Genomic DNA, 15,401 nt, shown 5'->3' on the forward strand with positions numbered 1-15,401 from the left:
GTGAGGAGGGTCAGGAGTCTGCCGACTCCTCCGGGTGGGCCCCGCTCTCCCCGCTCTCCTCCGAGTCGACCTCCGGCCCACCGTCGCCGTGGAAGCCGAAGCGGCGCAGCCGGGCGCGGTCGGCGTCCGAGGAACTGGCGGTGAGGCGCAGCAGCTCGGCGTAGATGCCGCCACTGGTCGCCAGCTCGGCGGGCGAACCGGTCTCGTCGACCCGTCCTGCGTCGAGGGTGACGATGGTGTCCACCGTCGCGATCGTGGACAGCCGGTGGGCGATGACCAGGGTGGTGCGTCCGACCATCAGCTCCTCCAGACCGGCCTGCACCGCGCGCTCGGCGCGGGTGTCCAGGGCGGAGGTGGCCTCGTCGAGGATGAGGATCGGGGCGTCCTTCAGCATGGCGCGTGCCACGGCGATGCGCTGCTTCTGCCCGCCGGACAGCCGCAGGCCGCGCTCACCGATGAGGGTGTCGTAGCCGGCGGGGAAGTTGCGGATGAAGGCGTCGGCGTTGGCACGCTCGGCGACCTCGCGGATCTCCTCGTCGGTGGCGTGGGGACGCCCGTAGGCGATGTTCTCCCGGATGGTGCCGGAGAACAGTGCGGCGTCCTGGAAGACCACGCCGACCATGCCACGCAGCTGGGCGGCGGAGAGCTCGCGGATGTCGTGGCCACAGACCCGCAGCGTGCCGTCGGTCGGACGGTACAGCCCCAGCAGCAGGTTGACCAGGGTGGACTTGCCGCCGCCGGACTCGCCGACCAGGGCGACCTTCTCGTTGTGCCCGGCGGCGAAGCTGACCTGGTGGATGACCTGCTCGTCGGCGTCGTAGCCGAAGCTCACGTCGTCGAACTCGAACACGGGGGTGCCGCCGGGACGGTCGCAGCCGGGGACGGGCTCCGGCGGGGAGGGCACGGCGTCCTCCACGGCCTGTGCGTCGACCACCGAGGGGCCGTACTCGCGGGAGGCGGCGAGCAGCACCGGCGAGGTGGTCGGCTCCTCGAGCTCGTCCATGGCCTCGAAGTACTCCCTCGAGCCGGCGGCGGCGCGCTGGGCGGAGTCGACCATCCAGCTCATCATCGTGGCCGGCTGCTTCGCCATCGCCACCAGCTGCACCAGCAGCACCAGTTCGCTGATGGTGAAGGAGCCGTTGAGGGTGCGCAGGAACAGCACGAGGTAGATGGCGAAGAACACCAGGTTCATGCCGGCCATGCGGACGATGTCCATCATGTGCCACCAGCGCGACTGGCGTTTGGTGACGTCCACGGTCTCGGCGAAGTGGGTCTGGAACAGGCGCAGCTCGCGCAGCTCGGAGACGAAGGACTTCACCACCTTCACCTGGCCGACGACCTCGGCGAAGCGGCCCTGGGCGGTGTCGATGTGCTCGTTCTTGGTCTTCTCCCACCGCATCCAGCGTTTGCTGGTCAGCGCGGTGAGCCACAGGTACATCGGGAAGATGATGATCAGCAGCAGGGCCAGCGGCCAGTAGTACCAGGCGGAGATCGCCAGCACCACGATCACGGTGAGCACCATGGAGAAGAAGTTGTTGGCGAAGGACTGCAGGAACTGGGTCAGCCCCATGATCGAACGGTCCAGCCGGGAGATGATGGTGCCGGTGATCTGCCGGTCGAAGTAGCTCTGCGGCAGGGCCAGCAGCTTGGCGAAGTAGCGGTTCGACAGGATCTGGCGCATGCGCATGGCCATGACGTCGCCGAACCAGCCGCCCACGTTGTGGATCACGGTGTGGGCGAGTTCGGCGGCGAGCAGGCCCAGGGCCACGCCGATGACGGTGCGGGTGGCTGCCTCGGTCGAGATCGACCCGCCGACCGAGCCCACGATCGTGTCGGTGGCGTGGCTGATCAGGAACGGCGAGGCCAGGGAGAGCAGCACGGTGGCCGTCGCGGCGATGATGACCATCGTGTAGTACGGCCACAGCTCCTTCATGGAGCTGACGATTCGGGTCAGGCTTCGCACGGGGCTCCGCTCCGCAGGTCGGCGGCGGCGATACGGTCCAGGGCCTCGTCGAGGATCTCGCGGGAGGTGCCGAAGTTCAGCCGGACGTGGCCGGCACCGGTCGGTCCGAAGTCGGTGCCTTCGTTGAGTCCCACGCGTGCCAGGGTGCGCAGCCGGGCGGCGGGTGCGGTGACGGTGCCGTCGGCGCCGCGCAGCCGGTCGACGTCCGAGACGTCCAGCCACGCCAGGAAGGTTGCCTCCTCCTGCGGCAGGCGCACGCCGGGCAGCACCTCGGGCAGGCGCTCGGCGAGGTGACGCCAGTTCGCCGCGAGGTAGTCGACCTCCTCGGTGAGCCAGTCCAGGCCCCCGGTGTAGGCGGCGGTGGCGGCGGCCAGACCGATGGTGGAGGCCTCGCCGGTGACGAGGTTGGAGAGCCGGGCGATGTCGCGGGTGTCGTCGTTGTTGGTGGTGATCAGCTGGGCGCACTTGAGCCCGGCGGTGTTCCAGCCCTTGGAGGTGGCGGTCACGGTGACGGTGACCTGCGCGGCGGTGTCGGACACGGTGGCGGTGGGCACGTGGTTGCCGGAGTAGACCAGCGGGGCGTGGATCTCGTCGGAGATCACGCGCACGTGGTGCTTGGCGGCCAGGTCGGTGACCGCGCGCAGTTCCCCGGCGGTGAAGGCGCGCCCCAGCGGGTTGAAGGGGTTGCACAGGATCATGCTGCCCACCCCGTGGGGGTTGTCGGTGGAGGTGAAGGCGCGCTCGAGGGCCTCGAGGTCGAACACGGCCTCACCGTCGTCGCCGGTGCCCATGGGCACGTAGGTGGCGGGGCGGCGGGTGGCGGCCGGCACCTTCTGGAACGGCGGGTAGGCCGGTAGCGGGACCACGATCGACGAGCCGGGTGCGGTGAGGTTGTCGACGGCCACGACGATGCCCTTGACCACGTCGGGGACCACGGTGACGTTGCCCGGGTCGATCGTCCAGCCGTGGCGGGCCTGGGAGAACGACGCCAGCGCCTCGGCGAGCAGCTGTGAGCCGGCACCGAGTTCGGGGTAGCCGAAGTACTCGCGGTCCACGGCGTCGCGCACGGCGGTGGCGACGGCGGGGCAGGTGTCGAAGTCGGTCTCGGCGACCCACAGGGGCAGGACGTCGGGCTCGTAGGCCGTCCACTTCATGGTGCGGCGGTTGCGGAGGGTGTCGAGGGTGGGGAAGGTGAGAGCCATGCCGACAACTCTAACCGCCACCCCCGGACGCGGGAGGATGCAGGGGACAGCGGGAGGAGGCTGCAGGTGGCCTCAGTACAGCGGGCCCAGCAGGGTACGTACCGCGCGCCAGGGGTCGCGCGTGGTGGCGTCCTGCGCGTCGCCACCCATGTCGAAGACGCGCGCGGTGCGCGCCGGTGTGCCGAAGGGTTCCCAGTCCGGGTCCCGGCCGTGGACGAAGTCGACGACGGTGGTGCGGAACTGTTCGCCGACCCCGCCCGGCCGGCCGAGCCGGTGCTGCGCGTCCGGCCCGCACACGGCCTCGACCTCGGTGGTGTCCACGTCCAGACGGTCGAAGAGCAGCGGCAGTTCCGCGCAGTGCTGGGCCGGGATGCCGGGACGGCCGCGGAACTCGTAGGTCCACACCTGCCCGCCGGTTCCCGCGAGCGCCTCGGCGACGGCGGAGGCCCAGCGCCGGATCGTCCGGTCGCCGACGGTGCGTCCCAACGGGTGCACCGGGGCGGTGGTCCCCACCACCCGGCACCAGGCACGCAGGTGGCGCAGCGGCACGCCGAGGCCCAGCATCGACGGGGCGAGGAGCCGGGCGTCCACCGTCCCCGGCAGGCGGAGCCCCCGGCCCAGCACGCGGCGCAGGAGACCGTCGGTCTGGCGCACGAGCGGGAAGCGCACGAACTCGTCGTGCATCGTGCCCACGAGCACGGGCACCGCACGCAGCGTGCCGGGGTCCAGCGGGTACACGCCCACGGCGCAGTCGGTGAGGTGCATACGGGCGAAGCGTCGGTAGGACGCACTGAGCTGGGTGGGGGTCAACGACGCGAGCATGTCGACGGACGGCGCGCGCGCGACGCCACGGCCGGTACGGCCGCCACGGCCGGCGCGCAACGCGAGACGCGTGGTCAGCCGGCGCTGCGTCCAGCCGCGACGAGGGGCGCCCGGTGACATCAGCACGGCCCGGTGGAACAGGTCGGTGGCACGGGGGTCGGTGAGCAGCCAGGCGACGAGGGCACCGCCGGCGGACTGGCCGGCCAGCGTCACCCGGTCGGCGTCGGCGTCCAGACCGCCGGCGATTCCGGCGCAGTCCCTGATCCACCGCAGACCGAGCAACAGGTCCTCGACGCCCCGGAAGGTGGCGGCGTCTGCACCTTCTTCTGCTCCTTGAGCACCCGGGCCCGGCAGGGGCAGGAAGCCCTCGAAGCGTTTGCGGTAGTTCATTGCGACGACCACGCAGCCCTCGCGGGCGAGGGCGCAGCCGTCGTACCAGGGTTCGTCGGCGTGGCCGGTCTCGAACCGTCCGCCGTGGACCCACGCCATCACCGGCAGTGCCCCGGGCCCGCCGGACGGGCAGTACACCGTGGCCGTGTGTGCGGCGCGCAGCCCGCGACGTCCGGCGGTGTCGGTGCAGTCCAGCGTGCCCTCCCACGCCGGGGCCGGTCGCGGCGTGGCGAAGAGGACGTCGCCACTGTCGAAGGGTGCGGCGACGGGCACCGCGCGGAACACGGCGACGCGGTGGCGTCCGGCGTCGGGGTCCTCACGCCAGGATCCCCGCACGGTGCCGGACGGGGTGCACAGCAACGGGTCGCCGGTGGCGGGGTCGGTCCTCATCGGGTCAGCGGTGGCTGCTGGCTTCCTGCATGATGATCGAGATGACCCCCATGGCGTGCAGGTCCAGCTGACGGCGCAGGTTCGACGACTCGTTCATCTCGTGGTCCACGAACAGCCCCTCCACCCCGGAGACCATGTAGGTCACGATGGCGGTCCGCCGGTGCTCCGGGACGTGGGCGAAGTGGGCGGCGCCGATGTCGGAGAGCCGGGCGATGACGTCGGCGCGCATCTGCAGGTACATGCGGCGCGGGCTGGGGTCGTCGCTGCGCTTCTGCAACGCCAGAGGCAGGCACAGGCGGATGAACTCCGGGTGGTTCTCCAGGGCGTCGAGGAGCTGCTCGGCGATCTGGGGGAGGTGCTGCAGGATGTCCTCGTCGACGGGGATGTCCCAGGCCTTGTTCCAGGCGTCGAAGCTCTTCGAGATGACCTGGGACATCAGGTCGTCCTTGTCCTGGAAGTGCCAGTACAGGGAACTGGCGGGCAGCCCGCACTCCCGGCAGATCTCCGCGATGCTCGTCCCGTCGTACCCGCGCTCGGCGGCGATCCGCGTGGCGGCGGCGAGGATGCGCTGGCGCGAGCGCTCCCCGTCGGCACGGCGGTTTCGTGCCCGGCGGCGCGGTTTCGCCTTGTCGTTTGAGCTGTCTGACGAGCTGTCTGACGTGGTGTTCGACGAGCTCACGGGCGCCTTCTCGTCGGTGGGCGTGGTGGTGGTGCTGTATTCTACCGGGGCTGACATGGTTGATATACTACGGAAAATAAATATCTCGGGTGTATCCGCCCCCTGATCCCCGTCGGGCGGCACGTTAAGCTGGCGCGCATGACCGGCGACACCACTTCACGAAACCCCCTGCTCGAACCCTCGGACCTCGACCACGAGCTGCCCGACTTCCGCGCGATCGCGCTCAGCGACCTCGTCCCGACCTTCCGCACCGGTGTGGTCGACCACCGGGCGGAGATCGCCGCCATCGTGGCGAACCCGCAGGAGCCCACGTGGGAGAACACCATGGAGCCCCTGGAGGCCAGCGGTCAGCTGCTCGACCGGGTGCTCGCCATCGTCTTCAACTACGCCGGCACGGACGCCACCGACGAGGTCGTGGCGGTGGAGGAGACCGTCGCCCCCGAGCTCGCCGAGCACGTCAGCGCGGTGAACATGGACGCCGGCCTCTTCGCCCGGGTGAATGCCCTTTCCGCCCGGTCGCAGCTCCCCGAGGGCAGTGAGGACGAGGCTCTGTTGACGCACTGGCTGCGGCGTTTCCGCCGCGGCGGCGCCGCCCTCGACGACGCCGGACGCACCGAGCTGGCCACCATCGACGCTCGCCTGGCGGAACTCTCGACGCGTTTCGGACGCAACCTCGTCGCCGCGACCGACGCCGGTGCCGTCCTGTTCACCGACGAGGACGACCTGGCGGGGTTGAGCCCGGCGCACAGGCGCCGGCTCGCCGCCGACGCCGCCGAGACCGGGCAGGACGGCTGGCTGGTGCGCCTGGGTCTGCCGAGCGTGCAGCCGGTCATCGAGGAGCTCGACGACCCGGCCGCCCGCACCCGCGTCACCGAGGCGTCCCGTGCCCGTGGACGCGGCACCAACGACGAGGTGGTGCTGGAGATCGTCCGGCTGCGGGCGCGCCGGGCGGAACTGCTCGGGTACCCCAACCACGCGGAGTTCGTCGCCGAGGAGGAGACCGCCGGCTCGCTCGCCGCGGTCGACGACCTGCTGGGCACGCTCACCCCGGCGGCGGTGGCCAACGCCGCCGGCGAGTACAAGCTGGCACTCGACAAGTCCGGTGCGGGCGACCCCCTCACCGAGTCGGACTGGCCCTACTGGGCGGCCAAGCTGCGCGCCGAGGAGCTCGACGTCGACGAGGCCGAGATGAAGAAGTACTTCCCGCTGGAGCGTGTGCTGCGCGACGGGGCCTTCTTCGCCGCGCAACGGCTATACGGCATCACCGTGGCCCCGCGCGAGGATCTCGTGGGCTACCACCCGGATGTGCGGGTCTGGGAGGTCAGGGAAGAAGAGGCGGCCGGCGGTCAGGCGATCGGCCTGATCCTCACCGACATGTACGCCCGTCCCACCAAGCGTGGCGGGGCGTGGATGAGCAGCTTCGTGGACCAGAACAACCTGCTCGGCCAGACGCCGGTGGTGGTCAACGTGCTCAACATCGCCAAACCCGCTGAGGGTGAGGCCGGGGGCGAGGCTCTGCTGAGCATCGACGAGGTGATGACCGTCTTCCACGAGTTCGGCCACGCCCTGCACGGGCTGCTGTCCGACGTGCGTTACCCGAGCCTGTCCGGCACGAACGTGCCGCGGGACTTCGTGGAGTTCCCCAGCCAGATCAACGAGAACTGGGCCCTGGAGCCGGCGGTGCTGGCGAACTACGCCCGCCACGTGGAGACCGGGGAGCCGCTGCCGCAGGAGATGGTGGACGCGGTGCGCCGGCAGGCGGCGTGGGGTCAGGGCTTCTCCACCTCCGAGTACCTCGCGGCGTGCTGGCTGGACCTGGCGTGGCACCGGCTCACCCCCGCGCAGGCGGCGGCGGTCACGGACGTGGCGTCCTTCGAGCAGGACGCCCTGGAGGCCGCCGGTTTCGGCGCGGTGGGCGGTGGCGCGGACGCCCCGGCGTTGGCGCCGCGGTACTCCTCGACCTACTTCAACCACATCTTCGCCGGGGGCTACTCGGCGGACTACTGGAGCTACCTGTGGGCCGAGGTGCTCGACGCCGACGGATTCGAGGGCTTCGTCGACACCGACGCCGCCGGGCGTGACGGGGTCGACCCGGACGACGTGCGCTTCGCAGGTGACCGGTTCCGCCGCATGGTCCTGTCGCGCGGGGCGACGATCGACTACGACGACGCCTTCTGGATGTTCCGCGGTAAACAGCGCAGTGTGGAGCCGCTGTTGCGCCGTCGTGGGCTCGCAGGGGCGGCGGACTCGGCGGGGTAACCTCCCGCGCGGACTGGAAGGTAGGATCGTTTCCTGTGACTGACGGCATAGAACAATGGGTCCTCGACCTCCCGCTGTGGCTGCAGACCCCGTTGGTCCTGATCGTCCTGGTGCTGGTGGCCTCCGTCATCGCCGTGGTGCTGATGAAGGTGGCCTTCGGCCTGCTTCCCCTCAGCCACGAGGAGCGGCAGGCCTTCGGACCGGCGGACGGACCGTCCGGCGAGACGCGAGAGGAAAGGCAGAAACGGTGAAGCACCATTCCAGAGTGAGGCAGGCCCTCATCCTGCTGATCGTCCTGCTCGTGGTGGCCTGGCTGATCAGCTACTTCCTCTGACATCCCGCCTGCGCCCCACGGGATTCGCGATTTTCATTATATCGATACAGACGTCAGCTAGCGTTGTGGACTGGAACACGCAGGGTTCCCGGGTGTGAGCTGAACGACCACCTGACATCACTGTGATTGGAGAGACATGCAGGAGTACTCCTCGGAGGCGCTGTACACCGTCGGCGAGAACGAGACTTGTCTGACCGCGATCAGGGACAACGCCCTGAAGCGTCCCCAGACCATCCTGTACAGCCGTCCGCGGAAGTTCGAGTGGGTCGACGTGCGCGCCGACGAGTTCCTGCGCGAGGTCTACGACGTCGCCAAGGGACTCATCGCCAACGGCATCGGCCAGGGCGACCGTGTGGTGCTGATGTCGGACACCCGGTACGAGTGGAGCCTGCTCGACTTCGCCATCATGGCCGCCGGTGCGGTCTCCGTGCCGATCTACCCCTCCTCGTCCACCTCGCAGTGCGAGTGGATCGTGCAGGACTCCGGCGCGCGCCTCGGCATCGCCGAGAAGTCCGGCCACGCCGTGCGCCTGCGCACCTTCGTCAAGGAGGGTGAGCCGGTGGAGGGCACCGCCCACCTGCGCCGCGTCCTGTCCTTCAACGAGGGTGCCGTGGCGACCCTCGTCGAGGAAGGCAAGGACGTCGACGATGCGCAGGTCGAGGAGCGCATCGCCGCGACGAAGTCCTCCGACCTGGCGTCCCTGGTGTACACCTCCGGCACCACCGGACGGCCCAAGGGCTGTCGGCTGCTGCACTCCAACTGGCTCGGCGAGGCGCGCGCGATCCTGACCCACCCCATCGGCGGCATCGCCGTGGAGGGCAACCGCACGCTGACCTTCCTCCCGCTGGCCCACGTGCTCTCGCGCGCGGTCTCCCTGGCCACGACGATCGGTGGGGCGACCCAGTCGCACTGGGCGGACATGTCCACCCTGGTGCCGGAGTTCCAGCGCTCCCAGCCCCACCTCATCCTCGGCGTCCCGCGCGTCTTCGAGAAGGTGCACGCCGGGGTGAAGACCAAGGCCACCGAGGGTGGCGGCATCGGCGCCAAGATCTTCCCGCGCGCCGAGAAGACCGCCGTGGAGTACTCCAAGGCCCTCGACTCCGCCGAGGGGCCCTCGCTGGGCCTGAAGGTCAAGCGCACCGTCTACGACAAGCTGGTCTACGGCAAGGTCAAGGCGGCCATGGGCGGCGAGCTGCAGTACGCCATCTCCGGCGGCTCGGCACTGAACCCGGAGCTCATGCACTTCTTCCGTGGCATCGGCGTGCGCATCTACGAGGGCTACGGCATGACCGAGACCACCGCGGCGATCGCGGTGAACTTCGAGCCGGACAACATCATCGGCACCGTCGGCAAGCCGGTCGGCGGCAACACCGTGCGCATCGCCGACGACGGTGAGATCCTGATGAAGGGCACCGTGGTCTTCGACGGCTACTGGAACAACGAGAAGGCCACGAAGGAGAGCTTCAGCGACGACGGCTTCGTGATCTCCGGCGACCTCGGTGAGCTGCTGCCCACCGGCCACCTGAAGATCACCGGGCGCAAGAAGGAGATCATCGTCACCGCCGGTGGCAAGAACGTCTCCCCGGGGCCGCTGGAGGACATCCTGCGCTCCGCCCCGCTGATCTCCCAGGCGATGGTCGTCGGCGACAACGAGAAGTTCGTCGGCTCCCTGATCACCCTCGACGAGGAGGCCCTGGTCGGCTGGCGCAAGCGCAACGGCCTCAACGCCGACACCTCGGTCAAGGAGCTGGCGAAGAACCCGGTGCTGCGCGCCGAGATCCAGGACGCGATCAACGAGGCCAACGACACCGTCTCGCACTCCGAGGGCATCAAGAAGTTCCGCATCTGCCGACGCGACTTCACCGAGGACGACGGCGAGGTCACCCCGTCGATGAAGGTCAAGCGGCACACCGTCGCCGAGCACTTCGCCGACGACATCGCCTGGATCTACACCTCCCGCTAGATTCTGGTAATCCCCGACACCACCCCGGCCCAGCCTCCATGGGCCGGGGTTCGTCGTGTCCTAGACTGTCCTTCAGTCGCGACCCGCGAGATAAACCGACTTCTGACGCTGCCGAGAGGAGCCATCCGTGCACGACGCCGCCCGACTGCGACTGCGCGAGCTCACCCAGAGCGTCTACGACATCGGCGACGAGGTCGCCGAACTCATCGAGAACCTCTCCGAGTCCATGGCGGACTGGGACGAGGAGCTCGTGGAGGACTGCCTCCTGGAACTCGCGGAGTCCGTTTCCGTGGGACGCGCCGAGGTCCGTGCCGCGCTCGCCGAGCTCAACGGTCTGCGTCAGGCGTTCGTCTCCGGTATCCGCTCGGGGTCACTGTCGGCCACGGTGGTGGACAACCACCCGGGACGCACCCTGTCCTTCCTGCGCGACCACGCGGTCACCCCGGTCGAGCCGCAGCCGGCACCGATCGTGAGCACGGCGACGCTGCGGGTGAACCTGCGCCGGCGCAACACCGAACTCACCGACATGCTCGCCGACCTGGCGGAGTGGACGGTGGAGCAGACCCGCCTGGCGGTCGAGGATCAGAGTGTCCTGCTGCCGCAGGCGTTGGCGAGGGCGGAGAAGCACGCGCGCGACGTGGCGTCGCGCTGGCGCGGCGAGGTCGTCGGCGACCACCCCGCGCTGGTCGGCGAACTACGCGGCGAGGCCCCGCCGCGCTTCCTCGCCGAGCGCGCCCGGGTGGAGCAGGTGCTGTCGAAGATCCGCTCACGCCGCGTCGCCGCCGGCTGAGACTGCCCCGGCCCGGCCCCGCTGCGGCCCCGCTGCGGCCCCGTGGCGTCCGACCGATAGCATGGTCCCAATGACCCGCATCCCCGAGGACCGTCACGGCCTGTACATCCACGTGCCGTTCTGCAGCACCCGGTGCGGTTACTGCGACTTCAACACCTACACGCCGGGGGAGACCGGTTCCTCCTCGATGTCGACGTACCTCTCCGCGCTGGAGGCCGAGCTCGACCTCGCCGCGTGTGACTGGGACCGCACCGGCCCGCCGTCCACCGTCTTCCTCGGCGGCGGCACACCGTCGCTGCTGGGGGCGGACGGCCTGGCGCGCGTGCTCGGCGCCGTCAAGCGCACCCTCGGCCTGGCGCCGGGGGCGGAGGTGACCACGGAGTCGAACCCGGAGTCGACGTCCCCGGAGTTCTTCGACACGTTGCTGGAGGCCGGCTACACGCGGGTGTCGCTGGGCATGCAGTCCGCGGCGGGCCACGTCCTGAAGGTCCTGGACCGCACGCACACCCCGGGGCGCGCCACGGAGGCCGCCCGCGAGGCGATGGCCGCCGGTTTCGAGCACGTCAACCTCGACCTCATCTACGGCACCCCCACCGAGACCGACGACGACCTGCGGCTCACCCTCGACCAGGTGCTGTCCACCGGCGTCGACCACGTCTCCGCCTACTCCCTGATCGTGGAGGACGGCACGGCGATGGCACGCAAGGTGCGCAAGGGTCTGCTGCCGCAGCCCGACGAGGACGTCTACGCCGACCGGTACGAGATGATCGACTCGGCACTCAGCGAGGCGGGTATGGGCTGGTACGAGGTGTCGAACTGGTCGCGCCCGGGCGGGGAGTGCCGCCACAACATGGTCTACTGGCGCTCGGGGCAGTGGTGGGGCGCAGGCCCCGGCGCCCACGGGTGTGTGCGGCTTGTGGACGACCCGGTCACCGGCCGCGGCGTGGAGCCGGTCGCGGCTGACGCGTCCGGTACGTCCGGCACAGAGTTCAGCGGTATCACCCGTCTGGTCAACGCCAAGCTGCCGCGGCGCTACGCCGAGGCGCTCGGCGAAGGGACGGACGGGGCCGACGGCACTGACGGAGCGTCCGAGCGGCGCAGCCCGGTGACCACCGTGGAGCCGCTGAGCCGCGGCGACCTGCACACTGAGCGGGTCATGCTGGGCCTGCGGCTGCGCGAGGGGCTGGCGGACGAGGTGCTGGCGTCCGCGGCGTCCGCCGTCGAGCACCACGTGGAGCTCGGCCTGCTGGAGCGAGTCGACGGGCGTACCCGCCTGACCGACCGCGGCCGGCTGCTGGCCGACGGCATCATCACCGACATCCTGCTCGCCGAAGAGGGATGAACCCGGCAGGGATGAGCACAGCAGGGATGACACGTGCCCGGGGGTGCGTGCCATACTGGCGGGAGACAGAAAGGCAGGGCACACACCATGGCGGCTAAGGCGATGACGGGGACCGAGCAACGGCGTGCCGAGGTGCTGCGCGCCATCGTCGCCGACTTCATCTCCACCCACGAACCCGTCGGTTCCAAGGCCCTGGTGGAGCGTCACCGGCTGGGGGTGTCCTCGGCGACGGTCCGCAACGACATGGCGGTGCTGGAGTCCGAGGGCTACATCATCCAGCAGCACACCAGCTCCGGGCGCATCCCCACGGAGAAGGCCTACCGCACGTTCGTCGACGGCATCGCTCAGATCAAGCCGCTGAGCCGTCCGGAACGCCGCGCGATCCTGGGCTTCCTCGAGGACGGGGTGGACATGGAGGACGTGCTGCGCCGCAGCGTGCAGCTGCTCGCCCAGCTCACCCGCCAGGTCGCGGTGGTGCAGATCCCGGACCTGCGTCGCGGGCGGGTGAAGCACTGCGAGATCGTGCAGCTCGGCGACACCCGGCTGCTGCTGGTGCTGATCACCGACGCCGGGCAGGTCGAACAGCGCAACGTGGACCTCGCCGACCCGTTGTCGGCGGAGGACCTGCCGAAGCTGCGCGAGCTGATCAACGAGACCCTCGTGGGCCACACCCTCGACGACGCCTCCGCGGCCATCGCCGAGATGGCCGCCGGCGACGACGAACGGGTCTCGCCGCGCCTGCGCGCCCCGGCGTTGAACTGCGCGACGGTGCTCGTGGAGACGATGCTGGAGCGTCCCACCGACCGGCTGATCCTGGCGGGCACACCGAACCTGGTGCGTGCCGGCGAGCTGGAGAGCGTGCTGGAGGCCCTGGAGGAACAGGTCGTGGTGCTGCGGCTGCTCTCCACGGCGCGCGACCACGGGGTCAGCGTGACCATCGGCGAGGAGAACGGCACCGCCGAGCTGCAGTCCGCGGCGGTGGTGTCCACCGGTTACGGTGCCCGCGACGAGGTCATGGGCGGTATGGGGGTGCTTGGGCCCACGTACCTGGACTACCCCGGTACGATCAGCTCGGTGCAGGCGGTGGGCCACTACGTCTCCCGCATTCTCGCCGGCGAGTAGGACGTACTACACTTGTCGGGGTGATTTTCGGGGCCTTTTCGGGCCCCGGTTTTCGGCCCGCCGGGGAAAGCCCCGGGGCCGGATGATGGACAGTCCCCAACTAACGGTGAGAAGGAAACAGCCACCTTGGCACGTGACTACTACGGAATTCTCGGTGTCAGCAGTGACGCGTCGGACGCCGAGATCAAGAAGGCCTACCGCAAGCTGGCCCGCAAGTACCACCCGGACGTGAACCCGTCCGAGGAGGCCGCGGAGCAGTTCCGTGAGGCCTCCCTGGCGCAGGAGGTGCTCACCGACCCGCAGAAGCGGCAGATCGTGGACGCCGGCGGCGACCCCGAGGAGCAGGGCCCCGGCGGCGGTGGCGGTGCCGGCGGGTTCGGCGGTGGCGGCTTCGGCGACATCTTCGACGCCTTCTTCGGCGGCGGTGCCGGTGGCGCCGGCGGCCCGCGGGTCTCGCGCGTGCGCCCGGGCAACGACGCCCTGCTGCGCCTGCAGCTGACCCTCGACGAGTGCTTCGCCGGTGTGACCAAGGACGTCACCGTGGACACCGCGGTGCTCTGCGAGGAGTGCGACGGTTCCGGTTCGGAGTCGAAGTCCGCCCCGGTGACCTGCCCGACCTGTCACGGTCAGGGCCAGGTCATGGAGATCCAGCAGTCGATCCTGGGCCGGGTGCAGGTCGCCCGCGCCTGCCCGCGGTGCCAGGGTGTCGGCGAGATCATCGAGGACCCCTGCCAGGAGTGCGCCGGCGACGGCCGCGTGCGCGCCCGCCGCGACATCGAGGTGAAGATCCCGGCCGGCATCCGCGACGGCATGCGGATCCGCATGTCCGGCGAGGGTGAGGTCGGCCCCGGCGGCGGCCCCGCCGGCGACCTCTACGTGGAGGTCCAGGTCAAGGAGCACAACTACTTCCTGCGCGACGCCGACGACCTGCACGTCACCGTGAACGTGCCGATGGTGGACGCCGCACTGGGCACCACGGTGGAGGTGCCGCTGCTGGACGACTCGGTGGCCACCGTCACCGTGGAGCCCGGTACGCAGCCGGAGGCCGTGGTGCGCGTCAAGGGCAAGGGCATGCCGCACCTGCGCCGCGAGGGCCACGGCAGCCTGGTGGCGCACGTGGACGTCACCGTGCCCACGGAGCTGGACAAGAAGCAGCGCGAGCTGCTGGAGCAGTTCCGTGGTGAGACCGGCCACGTCGCCGGCCTGCAGTCCTCCGGGGACGAGCACTCCGGCGGTTTGTTCTCGCGGCTGCGCCAGAAGTTCGGCCGGTAGCGGAGGACTGACGTGACCGACCCCGTCTTCGTCGTCCCCGACCTCACCGCGCAGCTCGCCGCGGTGGGGGAGACCGGCGAGTTCACCCTGCCCGCCTCCGAGGCGAAGCACGCCTCGGTCAAGCGCATCCGCCAGGGTGAGGCGGTGGTGCTCACCGACGGTTCCGGGACGGGTGTCGCCGGGACGTGGAACAGCTCCGGTGGCTCCGGTGGGACAGTGACGGGTCAGCGCCGGGTCGACGAGGACACCCCGCGCCCGCGGGTCACGGTGGTGCAAGCCATCCCGAAGTCCGAGCGCGCCGAGTTGGCCGTCGACCTGGCCGTGCAGGCCGGTGCGGACCGGATCATCCCGTGGCAGGCCGATCGCTGCGTGTCGCGTTGGACGGGCAAGTCGGACAAGGCAGACAAGTCCGCGAAGGCACGGTCACGTTGGGAGGCCACCGCGGTCTCTGCGATGAAGCAGTCCCGCCGCCTGTCCGGCGCCCACGTGGGCGACCTGCTCACCGACATCGCCGAGCTACCCGCGCACCTGGCAGACCGGCCCTGGGGCCAGGACGAGGACCAGCACGAGGGACAGGACGCTGCGGCGCGCGTGCGCGTCCTCGTCCTGCACGAGGACGCGGCGACGCCGCTGCGTGACGTCGACCTCGACGTCGACGAGGTCGTCCTGGTCGTCGGGCCCGAGGGAGGTGTCAGTGACCGGGAGATCGCGGCGGTGACGGGCGCGCAGGACGGTCAGGCGATCGTCCTGGGCCCGGAGGTGCTGCGTACGGCGACGGCCGCGGCCGTCGCGCTCGGCGCCATCGGGGTGCTCACCACGCGGTGGGGGCGCTAAACTTCACGTGACGACACCAAGTCACACATCCACAGGAGA

At 70.3% G+C, this 15,401-nt stretch carries 12 protein-coding genes; 8 read left to right on the top strand and 4 right to left on the bottom strand.

Annotation, left to right across the window (positions count from 1 at the left end; all coding sequences use genetic code 11):
• Window positions 1-10: 10 nt before the first annotated feature.
• The 4 genes from ACT3UN_RS10630 to ACT3UN_RS10645 all read right to left on the bottom strand — a co-directional run bounded on the left by ACT3UN_RS10630 (window position 11) and on the right by ACT3UN_RS10645 (window position 5,503).
• Window positions 11-1,933 carry an ABC transporter ATP-binding protein gene (locus tag ACT3UN_RS10630; protein ID WP_444657034.1) on the bottom strand — a complete coding sequence of 641 codons (1,923 nt, stop codon included), beginning with the start codon at window positions 1,931-1,933 and terminating at the stop codon, window positions 11-13.
• A 17-nt stretch (window positions 1,934-1,950) separates the two neighbouring features.
• Entirely contained in the window at window positions 1,951-3,165 is a 1,215-nt protein-coding gene (locus ACT3UN_RS10635; RefSeq protein WP_301442220.1) for a MalY/PatB family protein, read from the bottom strand.
• A gap of 72 nt (window positions 3,166-3,237) precedes the next feature.
• Entirely contained in the window at window positions 3,238-4,767 is a 1,530-nt protein-coding gene (locus ACT3UN_RS10640) for a carboxylesterase family protein (protein WP_444657035.1), read from the bottom strand.
• Window positions 4,768-4,771: 4 nt separating this feature from the next.
• The gene (locus tag ACT3UN_RS10645) at window positions 4,772-5,503 is read right to left on the bottom strand and encodes a TetR/AcrR family transcriptional regulator (protein WP_301442222.1); all 732 of its coding nucleotides are present in this window, start codon (window positions 5,501-5,503) and stop codon (window positions 4,772-4,774) included.
• A gap of 81 nt (window positions 5,504-5,584) precedes the next feature.
• On the opposite strand from ACT3UN_RS10645, the gene ACT3UN_RS10650 reads away from it, so the two are divergent.
• From ACT3UN_RS10650 to ACT3UN_RS10685, 8 genes are all read left to right on the top strand, one after another.
• A complete protein-coding gene (locus ACT3UN_RS10650) occupies window positions 5,585-7,705 on the top strand; it encodes a M3 family metallopeptidase (RefSeq protein WP_441579653.1) in 2,121 nt (706 codons plus the stop codon).
• Between the two features lie 35 nt (window positions 7,706-7,740).
• Window positions 7,741-7,956 (top strand): hypothetical protein, encoded by a 216-nt coding sequence (locus tag ACT3UN_RS10655; protein ID WP_441579654.1) that lies wholly within the window; start codon window positions 7,741-7,743, stop codon window positions 7,954-7,956.
• A gap of 219 nt (window positions 7,957-8,175) precedes the next feature.
• The gene (locus tag ACT3UN_RS10660; RefSeq protein WP_301442225.1) at window positions 8,176-10,002 is read left to right on the top strand and encodes an AMP-dependent synthetase/ligase; all 1,827 of its coding nucleotides are present in this window, start codon (window positions 8,176-8,178) and stop codon (window positions 10,000-10,002) included.
• A 127-nt stretch (window positions 10,003-10,129) separates the two neighbouring features.
• Entirely contained in the window at window positions 10,130-10,792 is a 663-nt protein-coding gene (locus ACT3UN_RS10665) for a hypothetical protein (RefSeq protein WP_301442226.1), read from the top strand.
• A 61-nt stretch (window positions 10,793-10,853) separates the two neighbouring features.
• On the top strand, window positions 10,854-12,134 hold the full coding sequence (gene hemW, locus ACT3UN_RS10670; protein ID WP_301442227.1) for a radical SAM family heme chaperone HemW: 1,281 nt from the start codon (window positions 10,854-10,856) through the stop codon (window positions 12,132-12,134).
• A gap of 87 nt (window positions 12,135-12,221) precedes the next feature.
• Window positions 12,222-13,256: a heat-inducible transcriptional repressor HrcA gene (gene hrcA / locus ACT3UN_RS10675; protein ID WP_441579655.1), complete on the top strand. Its 1,035-nt coding sequence runs from the start codon at window positions 12,222-12,224 to the stop codon at window positions 13,254-13,256.
• A gap of 126 nt (window positions 13,257-13,382) precedes the next feature.
• A complete protein-coding gene (dnaJ, locus tag ACT3UN_RS10680) occupies window positions 13,383-14,528 on the top strand; it encodes a molecular chaperone DnaJ (protein WP_301442229.1) in 1,146 nt (381 codons plus the stop codon).
• Window positions 14,529-14,540: 12 nt separating this feature from the next.
• Entirely contained in the window at window positions 14,541-15,362 is an 822-nt protein-coding gene (locus tag ACT3UN_RS10685) for a 16S rRNA (uracil(1498)-N(3))-methyltransferase (protein ID WP_301442230.1), read from the top strand.
• Window positions 15,363-15,401 lie beyond the last annotated feature (39 nt).

It is taken from the genome of Corynebacterium sp. AOP12-C2-36 (assembly GCF_052379185.1).
Lineage (GTDB): Bacteria > Actinomycetota > Actinomycetes > Mycobacteriales > Mycobacteriaceae > Corynebacterium.